Origin of the sequence: Cryobacterium breve, from assembly GCF_004402375.1 — a bacterium.
GTDB lineage: Bacteria > Actinomycetota > Actinomycetes > Actinomycetales > Microbacteriaceae > Cryobacterium > Cryobacterium breve.
Genome location: NZ_SOGJ01000036.1, coordinates 1 through 23,719, shown reverse-complemented (window position 1 = coordinate 23,719; position 23,719 = coordinate 1). Strand labels below are relative to the sequence as shown.

Genomic DNA, 23,719 nt, shown 5'->3' with positions numbered 1-23,719 from the left:
GGGTTTAGGCCTTCCGGTTCTGTGTGGGTGCGGCGGAGACCGCGGTTTGCAGGGACCGGACCACGCTGGCGGCTGCTGCCACGAACGCGTCCCGGGTTGCAGGATTGAGGCGGCTGAGGGTGAGTTGTCCGCGTTCGGCGATGTGGGCGTCGTAGGGGATCTCGTGCAGGGCGGACACGCCCGCCTGGCTCAAGAGTCGTTCGACTTCTTGGCGGACGGCGTCGTTCTCGGGGCGGCCGTCGGTGAGGCGGATGGCGATGGCTCGGTTCGCAAGCTCGGCGGAGGGCCCGCCCTCTGCCCGGAGCTCTTCGAGGAGTTGGATGGCTTCGAGGACGGAGTCGCCAGCGTTCATCACGGGGATCACGAGGACGTCGGAGACGGACACGGCGCCGCGGAATGCGGAGGAGGTGGGGACGTTGCCGGAGTCCATGATGCGGATGGAGTAGAAGCCGTCGATGACGTTGGCGACGGCGACGACGGATTCGCCCGTGAGGCGGTCACGCCGCCCGGTAGATCCGATCACAGATGCGAAGGATGTTTGCGGGGCGGTGTATCCGGCCAGGCGGCCAGCGGTTTGGACGTGGTCGACGTCGCGGACCAGTTCGCCCAGGCCGAGGAGGGGGTTGCCCTCGGCGCGGAAGTTCAGGGCGCCGGGGTCGTCGGAGACTTCGAGGATCGCGACCGATCCGCCGCGGATCGCGGCCAGCACTCCCCCAAGGAGCAGAGCGGTGGGAGTCTTGCCGGTTCCGCCTTTGGGGTTGTTCACCAGGACCGAGACCGCACGCGTCCAGGTCGCCTGCCGCACCGTGGTCTCATGAGTAGTCTGCAGTTCCGTCCGGAGCCTCTCCCCCAGCTCGGCTGCGCCCGGTCCGACCGGCAGCCCCAGGCGGGCCAGAGCGCCACGGAACCCCGTCGTGGCCTTCGCAGGGGTACTCGACGCGGACGCGAGGCCAGCGGCCGAGCCGCCAAAGAGGACAGAGGTGCTGGCTAGGTCGGTGGGCGTTTCGGACGGCACCGACGGGGCTTCCTGCATCGCAGGCGCCTCCCCCGGGGCGGGCGCGGAGGCTGGTGCTTCGAGGACTGGGCGGCGGGCGGACGCGGTGTTGTTGGCCTTGCGTCGTGGGGGCGCGGGGATCGTGTGGAGGGTGTCTTCCTCGATGTAGTCCCCGGCGCGGTCAGCCGCTCCAAAGACCTCGCTGTGGGCGGTGCGACCGGTGTCACTCATGGGCGGGATGTCCTCTCGAATTTCCACTAACTGGCACAGGGAATTAGGGAACCCCCCGAGGCCTCGACTAGTCTCTCGTCTTTTTTCTCTTGTACCCTCCTGAACGGGGGGTGTGTTCCGTCTGTGCGTCCGGTTATACGTGCCTGAATCACTGGGGGTGTGGGTCGAATGGCCTGATCGCACGGAGCTTCGAACGTAACGTCGGCCACCGACATTTGCGGGTCGGTGCAGCTTGCACAGGTAAATAGATGCGTTTGCATTAACTCGAGTGCGGTTGTGGCGCACGTGCGAGAGGGGTGATCCACGCCAGAATTGAATGCATGGCCCGTGACGACAATCTGATGATGAAACATGCACCTGACCGGGTGGCATTGTTCCAGGAACTGTTTTCCGCGCCCTCCCGTGTCCTGGTGCTCCGCGCCCTGCTCCGGAAGCCACTCAGCTATGCGGAGTTGTTCGACGTTATCGGTGACACCATGAGTCGGCCCGCGGTGCATGCTGCACTGATCGATCTCCGGGGTATGGGCTATATCGAGGACGATGCCCCCGATGGGGTCGTGCGTCGGCCTCAGGGGACGAAGTTCACCGCGCGGCGGGACCTGGTCACCCGCGACTTCGGGCAGGTGCTCGAGTTCCTCCTGGGCTGACCACTCCCCCTTTGAGCAAGAGCATCGGGCCAGCGTGGTGCTCGACTTTGTCATAAGCTAATCATATAATGATTAGGGTTGACGGAGTCAACACTGGAAGAGGGCGGAGGTCGGGCAGAATGGCAGGATGCCCCGCTACGTGCGTCCCCCTCACGATGAACTCGTGGAGGCCGCGATCGACGCATTTGGAAATCGAGCTCGAGTGGCAATCCTCAAGCACATCCGCGAAAACGGGCCATGCACCCGCGCCGATGTCGCAACAGCGCTCAGCATCGCCCCGCCGACGGCGTCAAACCACCTGGCTGCCCTTGAGACTGCGGGACTCATCGAGTCCACTCCCCCGCGAAGCGAAGCCAGAAGCGGCCAGTGGGTGCGCTACACAGTCATCCCGGAAAGCGTCACGGAGCTCTACGTCGCTCTTGGCGAATTCCTCGGACAGTCAAGACTTTAATCAAGCCGCTCCCGCGCGTCGCGCGCTCTTGAATGGGTTTAACGACAAGATCGTTTCCATGGCCGTTGCAAAGGGAAGCAGGATTCGTCGGGACCACACCCCCACGGTGTTGTTCCAAACACGAGTCGACCCCGCGATCCGCGCGGAAGTCAATCAAGCCGCAGCCGCAAGCGGCGTGTCCACCGGTATCTACCTGGAAGCGTTGTTGCGCCTAACTCTCGCGGACCAGGGCCAACTGCCTGTCCTCGACCTCATTCGCGACCCCAAAGAGGAGTTGCTCATCCCAGCCGCTTAAACGAAAGAGCCCGTCGCTTTCGCGACGGGCTACTGCAAGTTTCGTAGCTCAAACCCTCTGTGCTTGCCGGCCCGAGGTTCGAGCTAATCCAGATCAACAGCCCTCACGGGAGGTTTCTCTATGTCCCAGAGCATAGCGCACATACCCCTCAATGCACCCGGAATTGTGTCCGGCGTGTCTGGCGTGTCCACTGAACCGTGGACAGCCTGGGCTTTGACGCGCCGGATGAGTCCGCGCGATCAGGTGCGCGTGATGAAGCGCGACGCCTACGGGCGGTTGGACGAGAACAGTTACCCCCTGATCCACCGTGTTGGACCGGCTGAACCCACGACGCCGTGGGCGATGAACCTGGCCGATGAGACCGGCTTGTTCCGGGTCCTGTGCTTTGACTTCGACGGTAAAGACAAGCACGGCGTCGACGCGGAGCTGATGGAGGAAGCCGTCGACGAGTGCGACGTTCTCTCCCGCACCCTCGAGGCCCTCTCAATCGCGCACGTCGTGTGCCAGTCGTCCGGGACCGGCGGCCGCCACATCTGGCTCGCCCTCCAGGGCGGCGCCCCGAAACTCGCCGTCGCCCCCGTGGCCAGTGCAGCGCGCGCGAACTTCCGCCGCTTGGACCACGGCATGCTCCTGAACGCTGTCACCGGTGCCGCACGGCCGCCCCTGTCTCCGCACCGGGACGGCAGCAGCTCTACGGTCCTCCGCGGAAGCTTGGATACCTTGGTCACCCCGTCGACCACGCTCGCGAATCTGGCCGCTCTGGCTGCGGTGCTCGAGGCGCGGAAGCCGTCCCTCCGGGCGGAAGATAGCGCCCCGTCGGGCCCCGTCATCGCGGGGCACCAGGCGCACCGGCGCCTCAGCACGGCGGGCACCGCTCACATGGCCACTATCGATGGTGGGAGTAACCCGAGTTGGACCGGGTTCATGTGTCTGCTCGCGGCTGCGAATGCGGGTTGGCAGCTGGTCGACGTCGAGCACGCCATCAAGACGGCCCCGGGTTTGGAGCACTTCCGGACGAAGAATACCGGTCGTGGCGACCGCCGCCCTCGGGCCGCAGCCGAGGCCCGGGCCCGGTTGGGCCGGCAGTGGGACAAAGCCCAGCAGTACGCGGCCGTCCAGCGCCCACTGCCGGCGGTGCGGGAGCCGCAGGACCTGTCGGAGCTGGACGCTATCGTGACCGACGTCGAAGCCCTCCTCACCCGGTTCCGGGTCAGCCCGGGCCGGTGGGGCCGCACTGAAGCGTCTTCGAATCAGCAGACCATTCTCCGAGCCCTGGCCTACCTCACCCTGCAGACCGGCAAGCGCACGGTTGCCGCCGCCATCCGGGACCTGGGCCCGATGGGGGGCCTCGGCCGCACGACCGCAGCCGACGCCCTTATCGCCCTCGCTAAGGCCGGATACGTCGAACGGGTCAGTGCGAGCGACGACGGCAACGCCGCCGAATGGCGCCTAGCCTCCACGTTATCCACAGGTCCCAGTACAGTCCGGTCACAACCATTAAATAACCCCCGCCCCCCGTACGAAATGTTGTCGTCGGTAGGTCGTTCTGCAGCTGAGCTCTTTAACACCCGCACCTATCTCGTCGCCTTGCTCGAGGAACAACTCACTGACCAACGCCATGACGTCTTCTCCCGCCGCGGCCTGGGACACCTCGCCGGCAAGCTCTACGCCCTACTACGTCAGCACCCGTCTCTCACTGTCGATTCGGCTGGTCGTCTCCTGGGCGTGACGGGCCGGCACACCGCGACAATCCTCAGCCGGCTCCGGCGGCACAAGCTCCTGGTTGTGCACCGTGATGGGTGGGCCAGGTCCACCCAGGATCTCCGTGATCAGGCGGCCCGTCAGCTCAACGTGCTCGGAACCCTCTTGGCTCGAGCGGAACGTTACAGGATCGAGCGGGAGGTGTGGGCGTGGTGGCAAGCGGAGTTGACCACGATGACGTCAGCGCCCCGGTCTCGGCCGCGGCGCCCACATGTGTCGAGCCGGCCATTGTTTGAGGCGAGCACGCCGGGTGAGCGGGTGTGGCCGCGGTATCCGCGGGCCAGCACCAACCTCGCCGATCACCGCTCCGCGCTCGAGCTGGTCAGTGCTGGTCTGCTCAACCCGGAGAACCGGTGGCAGTACCTGGGCGAGGCCGCATAGCAGGCGCCGTCCGGGGAGAGGAAGTTGCCCATTAAGTTTTGTATTTTGGGGACGTCATTGCCCGAGATTTGCGGTGTGTGCGCCGCCGTGCGCTGACGCCTGTTTCTGGTTAAGTTGCCGTGATGTTGCGTTGCTTGTGGCTTGGGAGAGAACCCGGGGTAAAGGGCAGGTATCTAATATCTGTCCCAATCACGGGGCCTCCCCGCGCATGTCACACGCCAGGCAGAACGGGTAACTCTGCGGGCTAGTTTCTCGCAGCTGTGTCATGTTGTGGCTTGCGCCGCGAGGGCGGCGTTGACCGGGCCGGTCAGGCTAGGCCTATGAGGGCTTGAGTATGACTTTTGTCCACCCGTTGGTGCGTTCGTCGAAGTTTTTATAGGCGTCGGCGGCTTTGCTGAGGGGGATCTCGTGGGAAACGATCCAGGATGGCTTGGCCTTGTCCACGGCGATCAGGTCGCGCAATTGCCGGTTGTACTTCTTCACCGGGCATTGGCCGCTGCCAATATTTTGGCCTTTGAGCCATTGCAAGCCGTAGTCGATGGCAAGCTTGCCCTGCTTGGCGTTCTCGTCGAAGCCGGCGGGATCTGCTGGCAGGAAGACGCCAACAACGCCGATTCCCCCGGTGATGCGTACGGACCGGATGAGCTGATTCAGAGTCATTGCGGGGTCTTCGGTTCCCTGGGGGTCGTGGGCTTGGTAACCCACGCATTCACATCCTCGGTCTGCGCCGATACCTTTTGTCTGGTCCAGAACGAACTGAACCGGGTCCGTCTTTGAGTCATCAATGGCGATCGCACCGATCTGCTCGGCAAGGGCCAGCCGGTCCGGGCGTCGGTCCACGACCCAGACTTTGCTTGCGCCCTTGATCGTGGCAGACAAGGCGGCCATCAACCCGACTGGACCGGCTCCATAGACTACGACGGTGTCACCCGGCATCACGCCGGCCATCTCAGTAGCGTGGTAGCCGGTAGGGAAGATGTCCGAGAGCATCACGTAGTCGTTTTGCTTTTCTATGGCATCTTCTCCCAGGCGCAAACAGTTGTTGTCGCCGTAGGGCACGCGCAGCATTTGGGCCTGCCCGCCGGGATACGGGCCCATTCCAGCGAAGCCGTAGGCTGCGCCCGCGCCAACCGGGTCTGGCTGAGTTGTCATGCAGTAGTTGGTGAATCCGCGCTCACAGTTCTTACAGAACCCGCAGGAAATATTGAATGGCAGCACGACGTGCTCGCCGACCTTGACCTTGTCGACGCCGTTACCGACTTCGATGACCTCACCCATGTTTTCGTGACCGAACGTGCGTCCAACTTCGAAATTGGTGCGTCCCTCGTACATGTGTAAATCTGAACCGCAAATATTTGTGGCCGTGATGTGAACGAGAACGTCAGTGGGACGTTCGATCTTGGCATCGGGAACTTCTTCAACGTTGACTTTGTTGGGACCTTTGTAAACGACTGCTTTCATTTCTTTCACTCCCTGAATTTGTGACAATGAAAAACGTGAGACCATTTTTGACTGTCGGAGGTGCTCTAAGGATGAATATCCGAGCAGAGTCTCAGGCTGCGCGGAAAATGGGCTTAGCTCATGTTTATCACGACCGCACTTGACTGGCCACTGCTCGTCTGGCACAAGATGGCGGGCAGTGCGATGCCCTCGATAGATACGCAGGGACGCTTCCCCTGTCCAAGTCCCAACGTTGCGTTCTGGGAGCGGTTCGACCAGCGGGAATCAGCGACGACCCCACACTGGAGCCTCTCTCTCGCTCCCCCGGGGCGGGATATCAGCGTGATACCACTGTCGAAACCGTGACGGTGATGCCGTCAGGAACAGTTGGAGCCGTTTCATTCGCCGGGGCCTCGGGCATCTTGCCGGCAAGCTCTACGCCCTACTACGTCAGCACCCGTCTCTCACTGTCGATTCGGCTGCTCGTTTCCTGGGCGTTACTGCCCGGCACACGGCTACGACCCTTAGTCGTCTCCGGCGGCACAAGCTCCCGGTCGTGCACCGTGATGGGTGGGCGAGGTCCACCCAGGATCTCCGGAACCAGGCTGCCTTGCAGCTGAACGTGCTCGGGACCTTGCTGGCTCGGGCGGAGCGGTATCGGACTGAGTGGGAGGTGTGGGCGTGGTGGCAGGACGAACTGACCACGATGATGTCAGAGCCCAGGTCTCGGCCGCGGCGCCCGCATGTGTTGAGCCGGCCGTTGTTTGAGGCGAGCACGCCCGGGGAACGGGTGTGGCCGCGGTACCCGCGGGCCCGCACGAACCTCGCCGATCACCGCTCTGCGCTTGAGCTGGTGGGTGCTGGATTGCTCAACCCGGATAATCGGTGGCAGTACCTGGGTGAAGCAGCGTAGTCGGCACCTTCCGCTGAGACCGTTGGGCCGGTGGGGATGCTTGGTGGTGGTGGGGAGGGCCCCCGGATTGAGTGCAGGTATCTGACATCTTCACGAGTCACGGCGGCTCTCACGGGGCACGTTATCGAGAGTGCAACCGTTTGTGGGGAAATTGCTCCACTTTTGTGCACGTTTAAGTGACCGAGGCGACGTTGGCTATGTGCTGCCTCTAGATCGCCCACTGGGTGTGAGGGTTCTCTGTGGGCACTGTGTGGTGCGGCCGTTCCGACCTGTGGACATCCACGTCTCTCCGACGACAACCTCGTGCGTTCACTCGCTGCACTCGACGCATACATGCTGCCGTATCGGCATGGCACCCATTCCGGTTGGCTTGAGCTCTGCTATGAGTTAGGGGTTCCGGTGGTCGCACCCATGATTGGGCACTGGCTCGACCAGCACGACGAACCGGGCGCGGTCGCCGGTTTCGATCCCGGCTCGATCGAATCGCTGGCGGCTACGATTTCGCAGATCCTCCCTCACCGGGGAAACATTCCACGGGGCGCAATCAAGGCACAGCGCCGCGCGCGGCGCAATGCCGAACGCGCTGCTATCGCAACTGCACACGCTCATGTGTACGAATCAGCCCTCGCAGCTGCCGCGCTTGCGCACATCGGCGCAGTCCGTGAGGCCGGTGCTACCGCGCCGACCTGATGGAGAACGTGGTCATTACGGATGCCGCTCCTAAAAATGGTGGTCAACTACTGCTGGACACTGGTTACTGGGGCGATCAGGTGTGGGCTGACGCACTCAAACGAGATGGGCACTACGGCACCTGAAATGTAGGACGCTTCGGGTGAGGCTAAAAAAACGTAGGCGGCGGCGAGTTCGGCTGGTTGTACTGCCTGGCCGAGCGCGGTTTCCTGACCACAAGAGGACAGCGTGTCCGACCATGAAGCTGCGGGGCTAAGCGGCGCCCAGGATGGCCCGGGCGCGACTGCGTTAACCCGCACCCCGGCTGGGCCTAATTGTTGGGCGAGCGCTTGCGTGAACGCGACGAGAGCGGCTTTGGTCATGGCGTAGTCGATCAACGCCTGTGCGGGGCCCGATGCCGGGATTGATGACGTGGAGATGATCGATGCTCCCGGCCAGAGGTGCGGGATGGCGGTGTGCGCGATCCACAGAGTTGCATAAAGATTGGTTTTGAATACCCGGTCGAACTTTGCCCGGGACAGGTTTTCTGAACCGTTCCGGTTTTTTTGGTAGGCGGCGTTGAGCACCAGGATATCCAAGCCGCCGAGGGTTGCCACAGTATCCGCTATGAGGTCGACACAATATGTTTCCTCGCGAATGTCGCCCGGTATGAGCAAGACAGTGCGGCCAGCGGCCCGGACCTGTTCTGCCGTGAATTCGGCATCCGTCTGTTCGTCAGGCAGGTAGGAGATCGCAATATCAGCACCATCTTTGGCGTAGGCGATGGCCACGGCCCGGCCTATGCCGGAGTCGCCGCCGGTGATGAGTGCCCGTCTCCCGAAGAGCTTGCCGGCGCCAGGGTAGGTGTCTTCCCCACGATCTGGGTGGGACTGAGTCGCCTCGCTCAGGCTGGGTTGACTCTGCTCCTGTTTAGGGTAACCGCCGGTGATGTACTTGGTCCTCGGGTTGTCGGTGTGGTTCGTCAAGTCGTGACTCCCTATCAAAAATCGGTGGATGTTGCCGGTTGAGATAGCACGGTTGACCGCAGCCAGATGACTCCTAGGAGCCGGTGAGTTATCAGCGGATGCGGGTGGCCTTGGTCGTTCGCGCGCGGAAGCCGCCGCCGATCTGCACGAGGGCGGGGAGTTGTAGGCCGAGGAGATTATCGAAGGAAAAGAGCACCTCGTTGACAATCTGGCTGGCTTCCCGAGGTGAGATTCCTCGGCGGCAAGTGATGGCCACTTTCAGTGCTGACTGGTTTTTGACGCGGTAGGTGGAGACGTGGAAGGCAACAAGTTCCGGTCGGATTGTGAGAGCTTCTTGGATGGCGTGCTCGGCCACTTTCGCCTCGATGTCAACTGCGCCACTGCTGGTTTGTTCGTTCAGCGTGACGAGGCGGCCGGTCTGGCCGTGGCCTTGACGCAGGCTGAAGGTGACCAGCGCCGCGCTGAGCACCGCTCCAGCGGCGAGAGCGATGAGCCATAACCAGCTGCCGTTGACCGGGCCCAGTGATTCGGGCAAAGGGGTGGCCTGAAGCAACCGGGTTGCCCTATCGATGCCGACACGAGTTGCGTTCGTCCAACTATCGCGGACAAGCGGAATAAGTGCCACCAGGGCCAGGGTCACCCCACCGGTCAAGACGAGGAGTCCAACCAGGAAAACAAAGATGCGGTTGAGGATGCGATTGGTGGAGTTCATCCGCCCACCCTCCCCGTGGAGACAACAACGACCTTCGCGTGTAGGGAACGCAGCAACCCAAAAGCATCAATCTGTTCGCGCACGGCCGTGAGCACCGCCTGCTGATCGATCGCAGTTCCAGAGGTAGGAGTGAGGTGCACGGTGGCGCTACGGGGGGTCACAGTGACACGCGCGTTGTCTGGGGCCAACTCAGCGACGCGGGCCGCTTCACGAGCCAACGCGGATGCGATCACCTCATTGTCGACGATCGTCGCGGTCCGTTCGGTCTCGAGCAGATGGCGAGAGCGGCGGCCAGGAGTAACGGCCACGACAAGGAGAAGCAGCCCGATGAGAGCGCCGGTGAGGCCGAGCCCGCCCACAAACACGGGCGGTTCAGAGGAAACGCCCGCAACCGCGCCCGCCATATCCGCGGGGGCCGCGAGGAGCCCCGGCTGGCCGAGCAGGTTCAACACGATCTCGATCATGAGCCAGAGGCAAGCGAAAATTACCAGGATCGCGAGAGTGATCGCTGCAACCGAACGCGGCGAGTAAAGCTCGCGCCGGCTGATCCGTTGGTAGGTGGAACGATACTTGGTCATTGAACGCGGCTCTCTGGTCGAATGTCGGCACCGGTGAGCCGCACGGTCACCCGGGACAGGGTAGAACCGGTCAACTCACCCACCCGGTAATGAATGTGCTGCCTGACGTGCTCGGCCCGCTCCAGAATCGTGCCCCCGGTGCGAGCCACGACGGAGGGATCCCGGTGCACACGGGTGAGCGCAACGACCCGGATGGGGGCGCTGACCGTGAGAGCGAGGCTGCCCTGATCATCGGTGATCTCGGCACCGACCGCCGAAGGGTCAACGCCCAGAGCGTCCGCCGCGACCGCGCACACCAGCCGATTCAAAGCCCGGGGCGAGACGGTGGTCCGGCCGTTTTTGAGTGCCGCCGGCGACAGCGTTTGACGGGTCGCTGTTTTGGAACTGAGGGTTGTCATGACGACGAACGCTGGCCCCGGAATACGTCAACCAGGTTCGAAACGCTCAGCTTTCCGTCCATAATCCGCCCGACGACCACGCCGACCGCCATGGCCGCGGCCACGAACACGAATGGCCAAAAGCCAAGGACCAGCCACGTCAGAGCAAGCACGGTTCCGAACACGGCCCCCGTTTTCGCCGAGGTACTCACTGGACCCGAGCCTCGGATTTCTCGTCCTTGTCGTCGGTCGGCAGGTACACGTCGTTGATGTTCACGTTCACCTCGGTGACCTCCATCCCAATCAGGTCTTCGATAACACGGATCACGGCAGACCGCACCCGCTCGGCCACATCCTGCAGGGCCACGGGGTACTCCGCGACAATGGTGACGTCGGCCGCGACCTGAGTTTCTCCAACCTCCACGTTGATGCCCTGGCTCACGTCAGAGGTGTTCAGGGCATCACGGATGGCACCGAGCGCCCGGGCGGCGCCGCCGCCAAGGGCGTGCACACCGCTGACCTCACGGGCTGCAATGCCGGCGATCTTTGCCACCACAGCGTCGTTGATCACGGTCTTGCCGCGGCCGGGGGTCGCCGAGGTGGAGTTCGGTGCGGTGGAAAGAGTAGGTGTGGTGAGATCTGCCATGGGAGGCTCCTTGTTTGTGTCCCCTGAACGGGGCGTATTTGCAGTAGTTACTAATTAGTCGTAGGCCACGCCGCGTTCGTCACACCCGGTGCTTCAGTTCCCAGCGAATTGAGGGGCAACCATTCCAGATAGTGAGAGCAGGGCACTGCTGGCCCACGCTGACGACCGCACCTTGGTGAACCGCGCCGTTGACGGAGACGTTCGAGCATTCGAAGTGCTTGTGCGGCGGTACGGCCCGTTGGTACGCGCCCACGCGACCCGCATCCTGGGCAGCAGCCACGATGCAGACGACGTCGTGCAGGACACGTTCATCACGGCATGGGCGAAGCTATCGACCTTGAAAGATTCTGCGCTGGTAAAAAGTTGGCTGATGCGCATCGCCAGCCACAAGTGCATCGATCGAATCCGCGCACGGCGGCAGCACTCCAACCTCGACGACGTCGACGTGCCTGCATCGGAGGACCATTCACCGACGCAAATAGTGGAGGCACTGTCGCGTAGTGAGGCACTCTCCCAAGTCTTGTCAGCCCTTCCGGAGGATCAGCGACGATGCTGGGAGCTGAAAGAGTAGTCGGGGACTACCGTTATGCAGAGATAGCCGAGGAACTCGACTTGCCGGTCTCGACTGTGCGCGGTCTCCTGGTCCGTGTCCGCAAAACTCTGATTCGCGAAATGGAGGCCTGGCGATGACTTCATCCGACACGCCTGACTCCGCCGCCCCCTGGTACGTGTCCGACGACGAGCCTGACCAGCTTGACGGCCACACCATTGAACAACTCAGCGATTATCTCGACCGAAGCAAGATGCCCGCCGATCCCTCGATCGATCACTCGCCGGCCTGCCAAATAGCGCTCGCCTCGTTGGAGCGGCTTCACGGGGCGATGAGTTCGATGGTCCAGGATGAGGCGGATCGCGCGCCGAGTCGCGACGATAGCTGGGTCACCACCATCCTGGAAGGAATCGTGCGTGACTCCCGGACCGGACGCGACATTCCCATCTCGAATCCGGCGCCGACAGCCCGACTCGCAATCACTGAGGGAGCTGTCCGCGGACTCCTTCGCGCGGCAGGCGATACCGTCGACAACCTCATCGTGGGTCGATGCCGGCTCGACGGGGACCTCACCACGCTGGGAGCTCCGATCACGGTCACGATCGACGCAAACGTCTACAAGGGTGAGAACATTCCCGTCCTTGCCGACAAGCTGCGGGACACTCTCTTCGGCGCGCTACACACCCACACCGAGCTCGCCATCATGGCCATCGACGTAATCATCCGTGACATCTACTTCACGAAGCCTGAGCCCAGCGACGAAGAAGCAACACCATGACGGATGCCGAGCTCGCAGAAAAACTCGAAGCTCTCGTAAGGTCCGTCCCGGGGGTGACAGCCTTGTACCCGACCACGCCGATCGTCGTCACGATTGTCGGGTCTGTGGTCGACGCCCTTACGTAGCGGGCAAAGACACCAAAACTAGTTACCGTGACGACGGAAAAGGCCAAACTGAGCGTGACCGCGAGAATCGGCGTCGCCGACGCAGCGTCATCCGCCGAGGTGTGCCGACGCGTGAATGACACAATCGCCGCACATCCCGCCGCTCTGGCGCTTGCCCCTATCAACACCATCTCTGTCACGGTTGTCAGCATCGGATAGAAGCCCGGCCATTTTCTGCCACGCGTGACGAAACGGCCGGTAACCGGGGGCAAAGCCACCCAAAACTCGCCGACAGTTCGGCTCGTGTCCTGTCGGAGCGCGATGTCGAAATGCTCGGCTAGGAAACGCTCTCTCTGCCGCGGTCGCGCCCAACGCATTGAAAAAGCGGTCAACCGGTGCGGGCTTTCTAAAACAGGCCGCGGGCCTGTCCATAATGAGATGGACCGCGGCGTTGTCGCGGTGAGTAATCTGATGAGCCCACTCTGTTCCTACGACAACCAACGCCACCGCGCATCGGGGCTGAACCTGCTCACCGCCGCGATCACCCTCTGGAACACCGTCTACCTCGACCACGCCATCACCACAACAGGCCACCCCACTGACGACCCGCTACTCGATCACCTCTCACCGCTCGGCTGGGAACACATCAACCTCACCGGCGACTACACCTGGAACAACCCCCGCCAACCCAAAGCCGGAAAACTCCGCCCCCTGCACCGGCCCGGGAACTCTTAGCGTGGTATTTCCTCCGTTTCGTGAGCTGGCCCCAGGTAGAGCAGATCGTGATCAACACAGTCGCCGAGAAAGCAGCCTCCAAGGCAGCCGCAGCCAACGCCGCCACGCTCAAACAGGACTAACCTCGCCTCAAGACCCGGCGTGACGGTCCCCCACTGTCACGCCGGGCCTTCCTGTCCCCAGCCCCGCCCCGCCCCGGCACGGAAGCCGAGGCCGGAAACAACCAGGAACCCGTCCCGTCGGGCCGTGAAGGAACAGCGGCGCAGCCGCCGTACCCATCCCCAGGGGAGCCGCTACGCGGCAAGGAGATATCAGAGTGATATCACTCTGAAACCACGCCGGCCACAAACTCCTAAGAGGAGCCGCTACGCGGCACGGAGATATCAGAGTGACATCACTCTGAAAGCACGACGGCCAAGCCGTCAGCAGCTATATGGAACCGCTGTGCGGCGCTGATTGCCGGGCATTTTGTCCTTTCTGGCGGTTCATCGTAGCTCCCTTGCGTGCCTGCGTTACCCGCAGTGTCGGACGCGCTCTGCGGGCTTGTTTCGCCCGGCACTGCGGGCACTTCGGCACTCCCGGTCGCTCTCGATTTCTCTTGCCAGACAGGCAAAAAAAACAGTTGTTCACGAAGAGAAGAGAACCCATGGTCGAGTCCGACTACCGGTACGAGAACACCTACCCGAGGGAGCGCTACGCGGACGGGTGCGCCTGCAGCGGGTGCACCTCGGAAGGGGCCGTAGATACCCAGCCCGGAGAAACCTGCACCGCGACCCGCTACGCCGACAGCTTCGCCTAAACGAGGGAAAAAACATGCTCACCATCACCCACAGCAACGCCGCCGGAACCATGATCGACGGCACCAGTAAAGGCGACGGAACCGCCGACGTCCTCAAGACCGTTGGTTGGCGTTGGGGGCGCAGCATCAGCGCCTGGTTCGTCCCCCAGTCCCGCGACCGCCTCCCCAAGCTCCACACCATCACCCGCACCCAGGAGGCCTTGGAAGCGGCCGGATTCGAGGTCGAAACCGACATCGATCACGAGCACCGCACGACCGCCGAGGTTGAAGCCGGAAAGATCGGACGTCAGGCCGACCGGGTCGACGCCCTGGTCGCCAAAGCGGACCGCAAGAGCACGGCAAGCGACGACGCGTGGACCCGCGCCCGGAGCGCGCTTGACCGCCTGCCCGAAGGAGGAGAACCGATCAAGATTGGCCACCACTCCGAAGGACGCCACCGCAACGCGATCACCAAAGCAGACAACGCCATGCGTAAATCAGTCGAAGCCAGCACCGACGCCACCCACGCCCAGGCCCGCGCCGACGCCGCCACCCACACCACCGACGCCCGCTACCGGCCCGTCACGGTGGCTAACCGCATCGACACTCTGGGGGCTGAGCTGCGCAAGTTAGAACGACGCGTCATCGCCCCGCGCTACGACGACGCACAAGGCTACGTCGACGCCACCGACGCCCAGAAGCAGGCCCGAGCAGAGCACCTCGCACCGAACCTCGCCGAGAAGCGCGACCAGATCGCGTACTGGGAAGCCGTGCGCGCCGCCCAGATCGAGAGCGGCACGGCCACCGGCTACGACCGCAGCACCGTCAAGAAGGGTGACCGGGTCAAGATCCGCGGCCAGTGGCGCGAAGTCGTCCGCGCCAACCCCAAGACCGTCAGCGTCAGCACCGGCTACACGTGGACCGATACCGCCCCGTATGCGGAGATCCAGCAGCACCAGCGGCCCGAATAGCCGCCGTGTCGGCCGGCCCGCCGAGGGGCCGGCCGCCGTGAGGGGGATGTTGCCCCCTCACACTCCCCCACCAGGTGAATCCGGCCTGGAGGCCGGACCCACACGGAGCCGGCTGCGCCGGCCTGACTCTTCAAAACATTTCTTCCCTTGGTGGCCAATCATCGTAGTTCGCTTGCGTGCCTGCGTCACCCGCAGTCTCGCACGCGGTCGCAGGCTCCCTTATTTCGCACGAGACTGCGGGCACTCCGGCACTCCCGCTCTCAATCGATTTCTCTTGCCACCAAGGGCAGAAAAACGGTGGACGACAACACAACCACTGCCCACGAGAGAGCTCGGGACCCCGCGCACCTCACCAACCTTGGAGAGAGAACCCCATGACCACCAGCATCCGCAGCGTCAAGATCAACCCGACCGAAACCATCACCACCCTGAACGTGAACGAGGCCAGCATCGGGGCGGACATCAGCGCCGCCATCGGCTGCCGAATGTTCGACGTCGTCGGCCTGGAGGACGAGATCGATCTCTTCGTCGATGATGAAGGACTCATCAACGGGTCAACCCTGAACCTGCCCGCGACCGTGCTCGCCCACCGACTCGGCCGCCCCACCGTCATCTTCGGCACTGCCATCGCCGTCAGCGTCACCGGAGACGGCGAGACCGTCGGCCTCACCGACACCCAGCTCGCCCGAATCCAGGAGTCTTTCGCACAGAAGCCCGACGCCGGGACCGTCGACGCCCTCGTTGAGAGCCTGTCCCCGTTCCCCACCGTGGTGAGCATGCTCCGCAACATCTAGCAGCAAGCACCGGCTGGCCCCGGGCGGGCCGGCCGGTGAGGGGTGTCCCCCTCACACTCCCCCACCGGGCGCGGTTACGGGAGCCTCCGCCGCGTCGAGCGACGCAGAAGCGCCTGTACTCACCGCCCCAAATACGCCGCAAGGCTCGGGAGTGCTGGACTGGTAGCTTACATTGCTTGTAATGCTGCTATTGTCAGTAATGCTGCTATTGTCAGTAATGCCGGCATTGTCAGTAATGCCGGCATTGTGGGTAATAGCGTTAATACAATTAATACTTGTAAAAACAGTGAAAGCAGTAAAGACAGCATAAGCAGCAATGATGCTTATGCCATTAATGACGGCATTAGCTGTAATGTCACTAATGACGACAAGAGAAACGAGAACGTATGCCTCCGGCACTCAATCGCACCGCGTTGGAACGGGTCATCGCCGTCATCAACGGCAAGGGTGGCGTCCTCAAGACCACACTCACCGCCAACATCGGCGGCATGCTCGCTAACAACGGCTACCGCGTACTCCTGGTAGATCTCGACCCCCAGGGCAACCTGGCCGAGGACCTCGGATACACGGACGACGACCGGGACGACACCGGCCGCGCACTGGCTCAGGCACTCATGTTCGGTGGGGGAGCGGCCCCCATTCGCGAAGTTCGACCAAACCTTGACGTATTCGCTGGAGGTCCGGCCCTCGATCAGGCCACGGCCGGTCTCGCCGCCAAGGCGAACAAGGACCCCGATGGCGCCAAGCTAGCCGTCGCTCATCTGCTGGAGCCCATTGCGGGCGACTACGACATGATCCTCATCGACTGCCCACCAGGCGATGAAACGCTCCAGACAGCGGCCGTTGCGGCCGCGCGATGGGCACTCGTCCCCGTCAAAAGTGATAAATCAAGCCGCAAAGGACTTGGTGCTGTCGCAGCGCGACTCGACGCCGTCCTCGGAGTGAACCCCACCCTCGACCTCCTCGGCGTCGTCCTGGTAGACGTCGGGACCTCTGCCCACGTCGTCCAGCGCGAAGCACGCGAACACATCGCAGAGCTCTTCAACGCCGACAACAACGTCGTCTTCACTGCCACAGTTCGCCACAGCGAAGCGACCGCCCAAGCCACCCGAGAACGGGGTCTTCTGGTGCACGAACTCGACGCACAAGTCCGCAAGGGGCCGAAGTGGTACGAGATCCGGCGGGGTGACGCGCAGGCACAAACATTTGCACCACGCACAGCATCATCGGTCGCTGACGACCTGCAGGCAATCACCCAAGAAGTCGTGGCCAGGATTACGGCAGCAGAAAACCAGGAGGCCCTCGCATGAGCGACGAAACCCCCAACCGACAGATCGGCGGCCTCACGCCACGCGCCGGGGCTCATGACTTGAGCCGGCTCCAGGCCCGAAATCGCCCTGAACCAAAACCGGAAACCAGTGAGCAGCCCAAAACCGTTGCCTCTCCCGCTGCAAAGCCCTCGCGCACACCAGCCAAGAATTCGGCAACCGTTGTGGTCGACACGACTGCGCGGATGACCACCTATCTGTCAGTAGCCACACGTGATCGGGCCCGTGCAACGTACCGGGCGACGACTCACATCGAAGGCGATAAGAGCTGGTCAGACTTCGTGGAGCGAGCCATTTTGGCAGAGGTAGAACGTCGTGAACTCTCACACAACGCAGGGGAGAGATACCAGGGTGATAGCTCGCCGCTCCCCGCTGGACGACCACTGAGCTAGTGCGGTCTACCCACCTGTAGCTCGGCGTGAGGCACGGCGCCGCCGGCGGACACGAACACGCCCAGTACGCCTCCGGCCGAGACGGGGGAGTGGGCCGACGTTCTACTTCTGCTTGGGGCGTGGCGCCTGTGCTTCGGCGCGGTCGGCGCGGGTGCGCTGTTCGCGTTCACTGGTGCGTGCCTGGTCCAGGTCGGCGCGCATCTGGGTGAGTTGCTGCTCGAGGGCGGCCCGCACGTCGGTGACGCGCTGCTCGGCGTAGGAACGCTCCCTGCCCGCCTCGGCCGTGGCACTGTCTCGTTCACTGCTGACCGTGGCCAGGCGCCCGGTCAGCACGAGCGCTTCCGCCCGCGCGCTCTCGCGCTCCGTCCGGGCCTGGTCGAGCAGTTCCCGGGTGCTCGGAAAAACGCTGCCGGGGCACCCTCAAGCCCACCCTTGCCGGGCAAGGTCGTCGCCAAACTCATGTTTGGTTTCTGGACGTATCTCTTCGTGGACGCTCACGAGAAAACCATCTGGGTTCCACACCTCTACAAAGCCTTCCCGGCTGGCACCGATAGAAACGCGCTTAACGACGCCTTGGCTGCTCTTCGAGATTTTCGAAACAGAGTGGCTCACCACGAGAACATCCTCAGTGGCTCTGAAAGCGAACGCCGCCGAATCGTCTACGTTATTCGGTTGCTTTCGTCCGACGTGCTTGCCCATGTTAAAGCCAGTAGTGAGGTGTCCGCCATCCTGGCAGACCGGCCCTAGAGCCATCTCTAATGGTTAGTAGCTGGCCTGGGACTGGCTGGCGAGCTGGTATCGGCCTTTCCCAACGTGGCTCAAGAGCCATCTGTCCCGCGCAAGCGGTGGCTTTCACACGACCTGTCCGCTGGGCTAGGTCGGCGCCGGCCTGACACGTTTCGATGGCTTCATAGTAGGTTGTCCACCCACGCTCCGGCGGGGGTGTGACTCATTAGAGATCTGCCTCGCGACGATTCTCCCAGGCCCGGATAACGAACCATTTACCGGAAGAAGACAGTTCGTGAGCACCGTGGCTGACACATACAAATACGTCATCGGCGTGGATACCCACGCCAAAACGCACACCTACGCAGTCGTTGCTGCCGCTACTGGCGAAGTCATTGACACCGCTTCATTTCCCACCACCGACGCTGGCACCGCCCGCGCGATCGCATGGATTGAGCGAGGCTCGGATGGGCAGCAGCTTGCCGCTGTCGAGGGCACCGGCTCCTACGGAGCCACCGTGACTCGCGCTCTCACCACCGCGGGGATCCGCGTCTGCGAGGTCAAACCACCCAAACGGCAGGCCCGGGATAGTCACGGCAAAACCGACCAAATCGATGCCGTGGCTGCCGCCCGCGCCGCGCTTGGCACCGATGCGACCGCGCTGATTCTGGCGCGCGCCGACGGGCTTCGCAGCGCCCTTCGAGTTCTGCTCGTCGCGAGACACAGTATCGATTCTCAACGCACCAGCGACCGCAACGCGCTCAACGCGCTCCTGCGGATAATCAACCTGGGCCTCGACGTCCGCGCACCCCTGACCAACACTCAAGTCGACATCATCGCCGCACGGCGCGATCGCTCCAGCGATGACACTGCCGCTGCCGTCGCCCGATCTGAAGCCCGCAGGCTCGCCTCTGCGATCCACCAGCGCACTCGCGAGTTGGAAACGAATCACGCGGCCCTGTCAAAGCACGTCGACGAACTCGCTCCAGGCATCCAGGACATCCCCGGTGTCGGACCGTTCACGGCCGCTATAGTCCTGACCGCTTATTCCCACCAAGGCAGAGTGCGCTCGGAAGCCGCCTTCGCGGCGTTGGCTGGCGTTAGCCCAAATCCGGCATCATCGGGAAATACGACCCGGCATCGCCTCAACCGCCACGGCGACCGTCAACTGAACCGAGCGCTCCACATCATTGCCCGCTGCCGCATGATCACCGACCCCACGACGAAAAGCTACGTTGACAGAAGAACCGCCGAAGGCAAGACCCGGCGAGAGATCCACCGCTGCCTCAAACGATTCATCGCCCGCAGCATCTATCGCTCACTGCGACCCTTACTGCTTGACTTCAACCATAGAAGGGTCGTGTGATGTGTCTTTCTGTGAGTTCTTTGATCGGTACTCACTGACCATCGCACGATGGTTTCCTACGTTGTTAATCCAACACCCCAAGACCGGGAACTACACCACTCCACGGGACGTAACCCAATTCTCAACCGTCTCCGACAAACTCTGCAGCTTTCTTCGTTGAGAAGCCGCACCGCTGACAACCGCTCTGTGTGAAGGAGTGGTCGGGTTTGCGATAGCGAGCGGTCACTCGTCACACCCCCTTTCGCCGTGCTTGTCCCGTCTCTTCGTAGGGGTGAGGCTCCGGTTCGGTGTGCGAGTGCGGGGGCCGGGGAGCGTCTCGCGCCGGCCTCAGTGGGCGACGCCGGAGCGTTGGTATCGGGCGCGGGTTTGCGCCCGCGCATAAATGAGCGTAGTCCTTAATGAGTCAACTCATTGGAGGTGTCATGGCCGGTCTGCCGGATTACCCGGACGCGAAACGCAGCCCTACCCGAGGCCGCCGCGAACGAAGCATGCAGGACAAGCAGTTGCGGATCTTCAAGTCCGCGGCCGCTCTCTTCACAGAGCGCGGGTTCGACGCGGTGGGGACGCAGGAGATCGCCGAACGCGCCGACGTGGCTGTCGGCACGGTGTTCCGGTACGCCTCGTCCAAGGCCGAGCTGCTACTCATGGTCTACAACCGCGAACTGCGCGACGCGATCAGCACCGGCGTGCGGGCCTCGGCCGAGGCCGCTGACCCGGTCGAATCGGTGAACGTGCTCGTCCAGGCCGTGCTGGCGAGCTCGGCGCGCAACCCGGCCAACGTCATCGCCTACCAGCGCGAGCTGCTGTTCGGTTCGGCCACCGACGAGCACCGGACCGCGGGCCTCGCGCTTGTCGGCGAGCTCGAGGACGCGATCGCGTCCCGCCTCGCCACGGCGGCCCGGTCAGCCGGGGTCGATGGCGAGCCGGTCCTGCGCGAGGGACAGCGGGCCGCCCGCACCGTCTTCGCGGCGCTGGCGCTCCTGCTCGCTGGGCCGTCCACGGGCGCGCATCCCGGAGCGGACCCCATCGAAGAGCTTCGCGGGCAGGTCACGCAGATCGTGCGCGGCTTCCTCGCCACCTTGCCATCAACCATCGAAACATACTAAGGAGACTGACTATGTACTACAGCAGCGGCACTATGGAGGCGTTCGCGCGTCCCCGCAAGCCCGAGGGGGTCGAGAACAAGACCGCGTGGTTCGTCGGCGCCGGCCTGGCGTCGATGGCCTCGGCGGCGTTCATGATCCGCGACGGACAGATGGACGGGTCGAAGATCACCATGCTGGAACGGCTGAAGCTGCCCGGTGGGGCCCTGGACGGGATCGATGAGCCCAAGAAGGGCTTCGTGATCCGCGGCGGCCGTGAGGTGGACGACCACTACGAGTGCCTGTGGGACCTGTACCGGTCGATCCCCTCGATCGAGGTCGACGGTGCCTCCGTGCTCGACGAGTTCTACTGGCTCAACAAGGACGACCCGAACTTCTCGCTGCAGCGGGCCACCGTCGAGCAGGGCAAGGACGCCGGCACCGGCACCCTCTTCACTCTCTCGAAGCAGGCGCAGAAGGAGCTCACCGGGCTCTTCCTGGCCACCCGTGAGTCGCTGGAAAACACGCGGATCAACGAGGTCTTCGGCACGGAGTTCTTCGCCAGCAACTTCTGGATGTACTGGCGCACCATGTTCGCCTTCGAGGAATGGCACTCTGCGCTGGAGATGAAGCTGTACGTGCACCGCTTCGTCCACCACATCGGCGGCATGCCGGACTTCGCCAACGTGCGGTTCTTCAAGTACAACCAGTACGAGTCGATGGTGCTGCCCCTGTACCGATGGCTGCTGGACCAGGGAGTGACGTTCCAGTTCGACACCGAGGTCACCGACATCGACTTCGCGATCACCGCCGACCGAAAGCAGGCCACCGCGATCCACTGGATCCGTGAGCGTGTCGTCGGGGGCGTCGAGCTCGGTGAGAACGACCTTGTGCTCGCCACCATCGGCTCTCTTACCGAGAACTCCGACAACGGCGACCAGCACACCGCGGCGAAGCTCGACGAGGGACCGGCCCCGGCCTGGGACCTCTGGCGGCGGTTGGCCGCCAAAGACCCGTCATTCGGGCACCCGGACGTGTTCGGCGCACACATCCAGGAGAGCAAGTGGCAGTCGGCCACCGTCACAACGCTCGACACGCGCATCCCCGCCTACATCGAGAAGATCGCCAAGCGTTCGCCGTTCGGCGGGAAGACCGTCACCGGAGGGATCGTCACGGCCCAGGACTCCGCCTGGCTGCTCAGCTGGACAGTCAACCGCCAACCGCACTTCAAGAAGCAACCCGAAGACCAGATCGTGGTCTGGGTGTACTCGCTGTTGATCGACGTCCCCGGCGACTATGTGAAGAAGTCGATGCAGGAGTGCACCGGCGAGGAGATCACCCAGGAGTGGCTGTACCACATGGGTGTCCCCGTGGCCGACATCCCCGAGCTCGCGGCGAATAGTGCCACCTGCGTGCCGGTGATGATGCCCTACGTCACGGCGTTCTTCATGCCCCGGCAGGCGGGCGACCGGCCCGACGTGGTCCCGGCCGGCGCCGTCAACTTCGCGTTCCTCGGCCAGTTCGCCGAGACACCCTCCCGGGACACGATCTTCACCATCGAGTACTCGGTGCGCACCGCGATGGAGGCGACTTACCAGCTGCTCGGCATCGACAGAGGCGTGCCGGAAGTCTTCAACTCCACCTACGACGTGCGTACGCTGCTCGCCGCCGCCAGCCTGCTGCGTGACGGCAAGGAGATCGAGGTGCCCGGCCCAGCCATGGTCCGCGATCTGCTGATGAAGCAGATCAAGAACACCGAGATCGGCGAGCTGCTCAAGGAGTCCGGCCTGCTGACCTGACCGAGCCGGCGAACCATGGGCGGGGCCCGGGACACGACGTCCCGGGCCCCGTTGCGGCGGTCGATCTAAGGCTCATCGACGAGTACGAGCGCATCGATGCGTCGGTGATGGTCGCCGTCAAGGCTGAGGAAGTCGGCCTTGACGTCTTCGCGATGGGCGAGCACCACAACGCCCCGTTCGTTTGGCACGGCTCCATTCGCACCCCCGAGATCGCAGAGCAGNGTCACGATTCCGATGTATGTGTCACCGTCATAGACGCGCCACACCTGAGAATCGACCTCCGCTAGGCGGTAGGTCTTACGGGCGAAGTCATAGGAGCCTTCTGCGAACTCTGGGCCGTCTTCCATGACCCCACATTGCTAGGGTCGGCGCGGCAGCCTCCGCGAAGTGGTGGCGCGTTCCAAGGCCCGGTAGACCGTCGCGCGGCCGATCGTGAATAGCTCGGCTAGTTCCGCGATCGAGTGGCTGCCGGCGGCGTGCAATTCGACCAGGTGATTTTCTTGGGCGGGGGAGAGCTTGGGGCTGCGCCCGCGTAGCCGGCCTTTCTCTTTGGCCACCGCCATGCCCTCACGCGTTCGGGCCCGGATCAGGTCTGATTCGAACCCTGCGACCATGGCCAGGACGTTGAACAGTAGGCGCCCTACCGGGTCGGCCGGATCGTGCACGGAGCTGCCGAGGGCCAGGCGCACGCCGGCCGCTGCCAGCTCGGCCGATATGTCCCGGGCATCGGGCAGAGACCGGGCGAGGCCATCGAGCTTGGTCACCACGAGGGTGTCGCCCGAGCGGCACGCCGCTAAAGTTCGGGCCGGGCCGGTCCCGATTGGTGCCTGAGCGGCCCTGATCGACGTACACCCGCTCCGGCGCGACTCCCAGGGCAGTGAGGGTTCCGCTGCGCCGTGAGGTCCTGAGCACCCGTGGAGACCCGGGCATAGCCGATCAGTAATTCCGTCATGTCGGCAGTCTCACATAGGGCCCGTTCACCGGAACCTATTTCGGACGGGTCTACCGGACGCGGCGCGGTGTGACTGTTTGTGCTTTGTGGCGGCCTTCTGTGATCGCTATTTGGCGCATCGAATCTGAGGCCCTCGGCGATCCCGAGCGAGCTTCAGCGTCTTGTATCCCATGGGCGAATTCAAACGGTGGAAGCAACAGGGACTATTTCCTTCCTCGAGACTAGCTCGCTGAGCAGGTCGGCTGGGGTGCTTCGTTTGAGGGTTTTGCGTGGCCGCTCGTTG

At 63.4% G+C, this 23,719-nt stretch carries 29 protein-coding genes and 2 pseudogenes; 19 read left to right on the top strand and 12 right to left on the bottom strand.

Annotated elements, in window-relative coordinates:
- Positions 1 to 4: 4 nt before the first annotated feature.
- Positions 5 to 1,225 carry a nucleotide-binding protein gene (locus E3O65_RS15830; RefSeq protein WP_134364688.1) on the bottom strand — a complete coding sequence of 407 codons (1,221 nt, stop codon included), beginning with the start codon at positions 1,223 to 1,225 and terminating at the stop codon, positions 5 to 7.
- A gap of 344 nt (positions 1,226 to 1,569) precedes the next feature.
- Between E3O65_RS15830 and E3O65_RS15825 the strand changes: the two genes are divergently transcribed.
- From E3O65_RS15825 to E3O65_RS15810, 4 genes are all read left to right on the top strand, one after another.
- Positions 1,570 to 1,872: a helix-turn-helix domain-containing protein gene (locus E3O65_RS15825; protein WP_166804618.1), complete on the top strand. Its 303-nt coding sequence runs from the start codon at positions 1,570 to 1,572 to the stop codon at positions 1,870 to 1,872.
- A 127-nt stretch (positions 1,873 to 1,999) separates the two neighbouring features.
- Complete coding sequence (locus tag E3O65_RS15820) at positions 2,000 to 2,323, top strand: ArsR/SmtB family transcription factor (protein WP_134364686.1); 324 nt, start codon at positions 2,000 to 2,002, stop codon at positions 2,321 to 2,323.
- A 58-nt stretch (positions 2,324 to 2,381) separates the two neighbouring features.
- On the top strand, positions 2,382 to 2,618 hold the full coding sequence (locus E3O65_RS15815) for a hypothetical protein (protein WP_104170609.1): 237 nt from the start codon (positions 2,382 to 2,384) through the stop codon (positions 2,616 to 2,618).
- Positions 2,619 to 2,843: 225 nt separating this feature from the next.
- Positions 2,844 to 4,760 carry a bifunctional DNA primase/polymerase gene (locus E3O65_RS15810; RefSeq protein ID WP_241985709.1) on the top strand — a complete coding sequence of 639 codons (1,917 nt, stop codon included), beginning with the start codon at positions 2,844 to 2,846 and terminating at the stop codon, positions 4,758 to 4,760.
- A gap of 318 nt (positions 4,761 to 5,078) precedes the next feature.
- On the opposite strand, the gene E3O65_RS15805 is transcribed toward E3O65_RS15810, so the two are convergent.
- Positions 5,079 to 6,221: a glutathione-independent formaldehyde dehydrogenase gene (locus E3O65_RS15805; protein ID WP_134364684.1), complete on the bottom strand. Its 1,143-nt coding sequence runs from the start codon at positions 6,219 to 6,221 to the stop codon at positions 5,079 to 5,081.
- Between the two features lie 1,195 nt (positions 6,222 to 7,416).
- Between E3O65_RS15805 and E3O65_RS15800 the strand changes: the two genes are divergently transcribed.
- Positions 7,417 to 7,803 carry a glycosyltransferase gene (locus tag E3O65_RS15800; protein WP_134364683.1) on the top strand — a complete coding sequence of 129 codons (387 nt, stop codon included), beginning with the start codon at positions 7,417 to 7,419 and terminating at the stop codon, positions 7,801 to 7,803.
- Between the two features lie 47 nt (positions 7,804 to 7,850).
- On the opposite strand, the gene E3O65_RS15795 is transcribed toward E3O65_RS15800, so the two are convergent.
- From E3O65_RS15795 to E3O65_RS15770, 6 genes are all read right to left on the bottom strand, one after another.
- A complete protein-coding gene (locus tag E3O65_RS15795; protein WP_241985708.1) occupies positions 7,851 to 8,768 on the bottom strand; it encodes an SDR family oxidoreductase in 918 nt (305 codons plus the stop codon).
- 91 nt (positions 8,769 to 8,859) lie between these two features.
- A complete protein-coding gene (locus E3O65_RS15790) occupies positions 8,860 to 9,480 on the bottom strand; it encodes a hypothetical protein (protein WP_134364681.1) in 621 nt (206 codons plus the stop codon).
- On the bottom strand, positions 9,477 to 10,058 hold the full coding sequence (locus E3O65_RS15785) for a DUF6286 domain-containing protein (RefSeq protein ID WP_134364680.1): 582 nt from the start codon (positions 10,056 to 10,058) through the stop codon (positions 9,477 to 9,479). The genes E3O65_RS15790 and E3O65_RS15785 overlap by 4 nt, the downstream gene beginning before the upstream one ends.
- Complete coding sequence (locus E3O65_RS15780; RefSeq protein WP_134364679.1) at positions 10,055 to 10,456, bottom strand: hypothetical protein; 402 nt, start codon at positions 10,454 to 10,456, stop codon at positions 10,055 to 10,057. Before E3O65_RS15780 ends, E3O65_RS15785 begins: the two co-directional genes overlap by 4 nt.
- On the bottom strand, positions 10,453 to 10,647 hold the full coding sequence (locus E3O65_RS15775) for a DUF2273 domain-containing protein (RefSeq protein ID WP_134364678.1): 195 nt from the start codon (positions 10,645 to 10,647) through the stop codon (positions 10,453 to 10,455). The genes E3O65_RS15780 and E3O65_RS15775 overlap by 4 nt, the downstream gene beginning before the upstream one ends.
- Positions 10,644 to 11,081, bottom strand: a complete 438-nt coding sequence (locus E3O65_RS15770) for an Asp23/Gls24 family envelope stress response protein (protein WP_134364677.1) — start codon at positions 11,079 to 11,081, stop codon at positions 10,644 to 10,646. The genes E3O65_RS15775 and E3O65_RS15770 overlap by 4 nt, the downstream gene beginning before the upstream one ends.
- 175 nt (positions 11,082 to 11,256) lie before the next feature.
- Here E3O65_RS15770 and E3O65_RS15765 point away from each other — a divergent pair, with 175 nt between their 5' ends.
- The 8 genes from E3O65_RS15765 to E3O65_RS15745 all read left to right on the top strand — a co-directional run bounded on the left by E3O65_RS15765 (position 11,257) and on the right by E3O65_RS15745 (position 15,791).
- Positions 11,257 to 11,652, top strand: coding sequence for an RNA polymerase sigma factor (locus E3O65_RS15765; RefSeq protein ID WP_338419201.1), 396 nt, complete (start codon positions 11,257 to 11,259; stop codon positions 11,650 to 11,652).
- Entirely contained in the window at positions 11,631 to 11,771 is a 141-nt protein-coding gene (locus E3O65_RS17650) for a sigma factor-like helix-turn-helix DNA-binding protein (protein WP_422386436.1), read from the top strand. The genes E3O65_RS15765 and E3O65_RS17650 overlap by 22 nt, the downstream gene beginning before the upstream one ends.
- Positions 11,768 to 12,409 (top strand): Asp23/Gls24 family envelope stress response protein, encoded by a 642-nt coding sequence (locus tag E3O65_RS15760; protein WP_134364676.1) that lies wholly within the window; start codon positions 11,768 to 11,770, stop codon positions 12,407 to 12,409. The genes E3O65_RS17650 and E3O65_RS15760 overlap by 4 nt, the downstream gene beginning before the upstream one ends.
- Positions 12,410 to 12,561: 152 nt before the next feature.
- Entirely contained in the window at positions 12,562 to 12,732 is a 171-nt protein-coding gene (locus E3O65_RS16840; protein WP_166785798.1) for a hypothetical protein, read from the top strand.
- A 102-nt stretch (positions 12,733 to 12,834) separates the two neighbouring features.
- The gene (locus E3O65_RS17500) at positions 12,835 to 13,248 is read left to right on the top strand and encodes a Tn3 family transposase (protein WP_338419200.1); all 414 of its coding nucleotides are present in this window, start codon (positions 12,835 to 12,837) and stop codon (positions 13,246 to 13,248) included.
- Positions 13,249 to 13,894: 646 nt separating this feature from the next.
- Positions 13,895 to 14,047, top strand: coding sequence for a hypothetical protein (locus E3O65_RS16835; protein WP_166785797.1), 153 nt, complete (start codon positions 13,895 to 13,897; stop codon positions 14,045 to 14,047).
- 14 nt (positions 14,048 to 14,061) lie between these two features.
- A complete protein-coding gene (locus E3O65_RS15750) occupies positions 14,062 to 14,997 on the top strand; it encodes a DUF3560 domain-containing protein (RefSeq protein WP_134364675.1) in 936 nt (311 codons plus the stop codon).
- Between the two features lie 374 nt (positions 14,998 to 15,371).
- A complete protein-coding gene (locus E3O65_RS15745; protein ID WP_134364674.1) occupies positions 15,372 to 15,791 on the top strand; it encodes a DUF3846 domain-containing protein in 420 nt (139 codons plus the stop codon).
- A gap of 51 nt (positions 15,792 to 15,842) precedes the next feature.
- Here the strand turns inward: E3O65_RS15745 and E3O65_RS15740 are convergent, their stop codons facing one another.
- Positions 15,843 to 16,190 carry a hypothetical protein gene (locus E3O65_RS15740; protein WP_134364673.1) on the bottom strand — a complete coding sequence of 116 codons (348 nt, stop codon included), beginning with the start codon at positions 16,188 to 16,190 and terminating at the stop codon, positions 15,843 to 15,845.
- Here E3O65_RS15740 and E3O65_RS15735 point away from each other — a divergent pair.
- Positions 16,178 to 17,101: a ParA family protein gene (locus tag E3O65_RS15735; RefSeq protein ID WP_104170602.1), complete on the top strand. Its 924-nt coding sequence runs from the start codon at positions 16,178 to 16,180 to the stop codon at positions 17,099 to 17,101. The two genes, E3O65_RS15740 and E3O65_RS15735, sit on opposite strands and share 13 nt — an antisense overlap.
- Entirely contained in the window at positions 17,098 to 17,511 is a 414-nt protein-coding gene (locus tag E3O65_RS17645; RefSeq protein WP_166785796.1) for a ParB family protein, read from the top strand. The genes E3O65_RS15735 and E3O65_RS17645 overlap by 4 nt, the downstream gene beginning before the upstream one ends.
- A 102-nt stretch (positions 17,512 to 17,613) precedes the next feature.
- On the opposite strand, the gene E3O65_RS15730 is transcribed toward E3O65_RS17645, so the two are convergent.
- Positions 17,614 to 17,844 carry a hypothetical protein gene (locus tag E3O65_RS15730; protein ID WP_134364672.1) on the bottom strand — a complete coding sequence of 77 codons (231 nt, stop codon included), beginning with the start codon at positions 17,842 to 17,844 and terminating at the stop codon, positions 17,614 to 17,616.
- An 87-nt stretch (positions 17,845 to 17,931) separates the two neighbouring features.
- The gene (locus tag E3O65_RS15725) at positions 17,932 to 18,210 is read right to left on the bottom strand and encodes a hypothetical protein (protein WP_134364671.1); all 279 of its coding nucleotides are present in this window, start codon (positions 18,208 to 18,210) and stop codon (positions 17,932 to 17,934) included.
- Between the two features lie 322 nt (positions 18,211 to 18,532).
- On the opposite strand from E3O65_RS15725, the gene E3O65_RS15720 reads away from it, so the two are divergent.
- The 4 genes and pseudogenes from E3O65_RS15720 to E3O65_RS17680 form a co-directional block, all read left to right on the top strand.
- Positions 18,533 to 19,603 (top strand): IS110 family RNA-guided transposase, encoded by a 1,071-nt coding sequence (locus E3O65_RS15720; RefSeq protein WP_134364670.1) that lies wholly within the window; start codon positions 18,533 to 18,535, stop codon positions 19,601 to 19,603.
- A gap of 398 nt (positions 19,604 to 20,001) precedes the next feature.
- Complete coding sequence (locus E3O65_RS15715; protein WP_198411674.1) at positions 20,002 to 20,709, top strand: TetR/AcrR family transcriptional regulator; 708 nt, start codon at positions 20,002 to 20,004, stop codon at positions 20,707 to 20,709.
- Between the two features lie 11 nt (positions 20,710 to 20,720).
- Complete coding sequence (locus E3O65_RS15710) at positions 20,721 to 22,484, top strand: oleate hydratase (RefSeq protein WP_134364669.1); 1,764 nt, start codon at positions 20,721 to 20,723, stop codon at positions 22,482 to 22,484.
- Positions 22,481 to 22,666, top strand: a pseudogene (locus E3O65_RS17680) (hypothetical protein); the annotation flags it as partial. The gene E3O65_RS15710 and the pseudogene E3O65_RS17680, both read left to right, overlap by 4 nt.
- A gap of 177 nt (positions 22,667 to 22,843) precedes the next feature.
- Here the strand turns inward: E3O65_RS17680 and E3O65_RS15700 are convergent.
- Positions 22,844 to 23,436: pseudogene (locus tag E3O65_RS15700) on the bottom strand (recombinase family protein).
- Positions 23,437 to 23,719 lie beyond the last annotated feature (283 nt).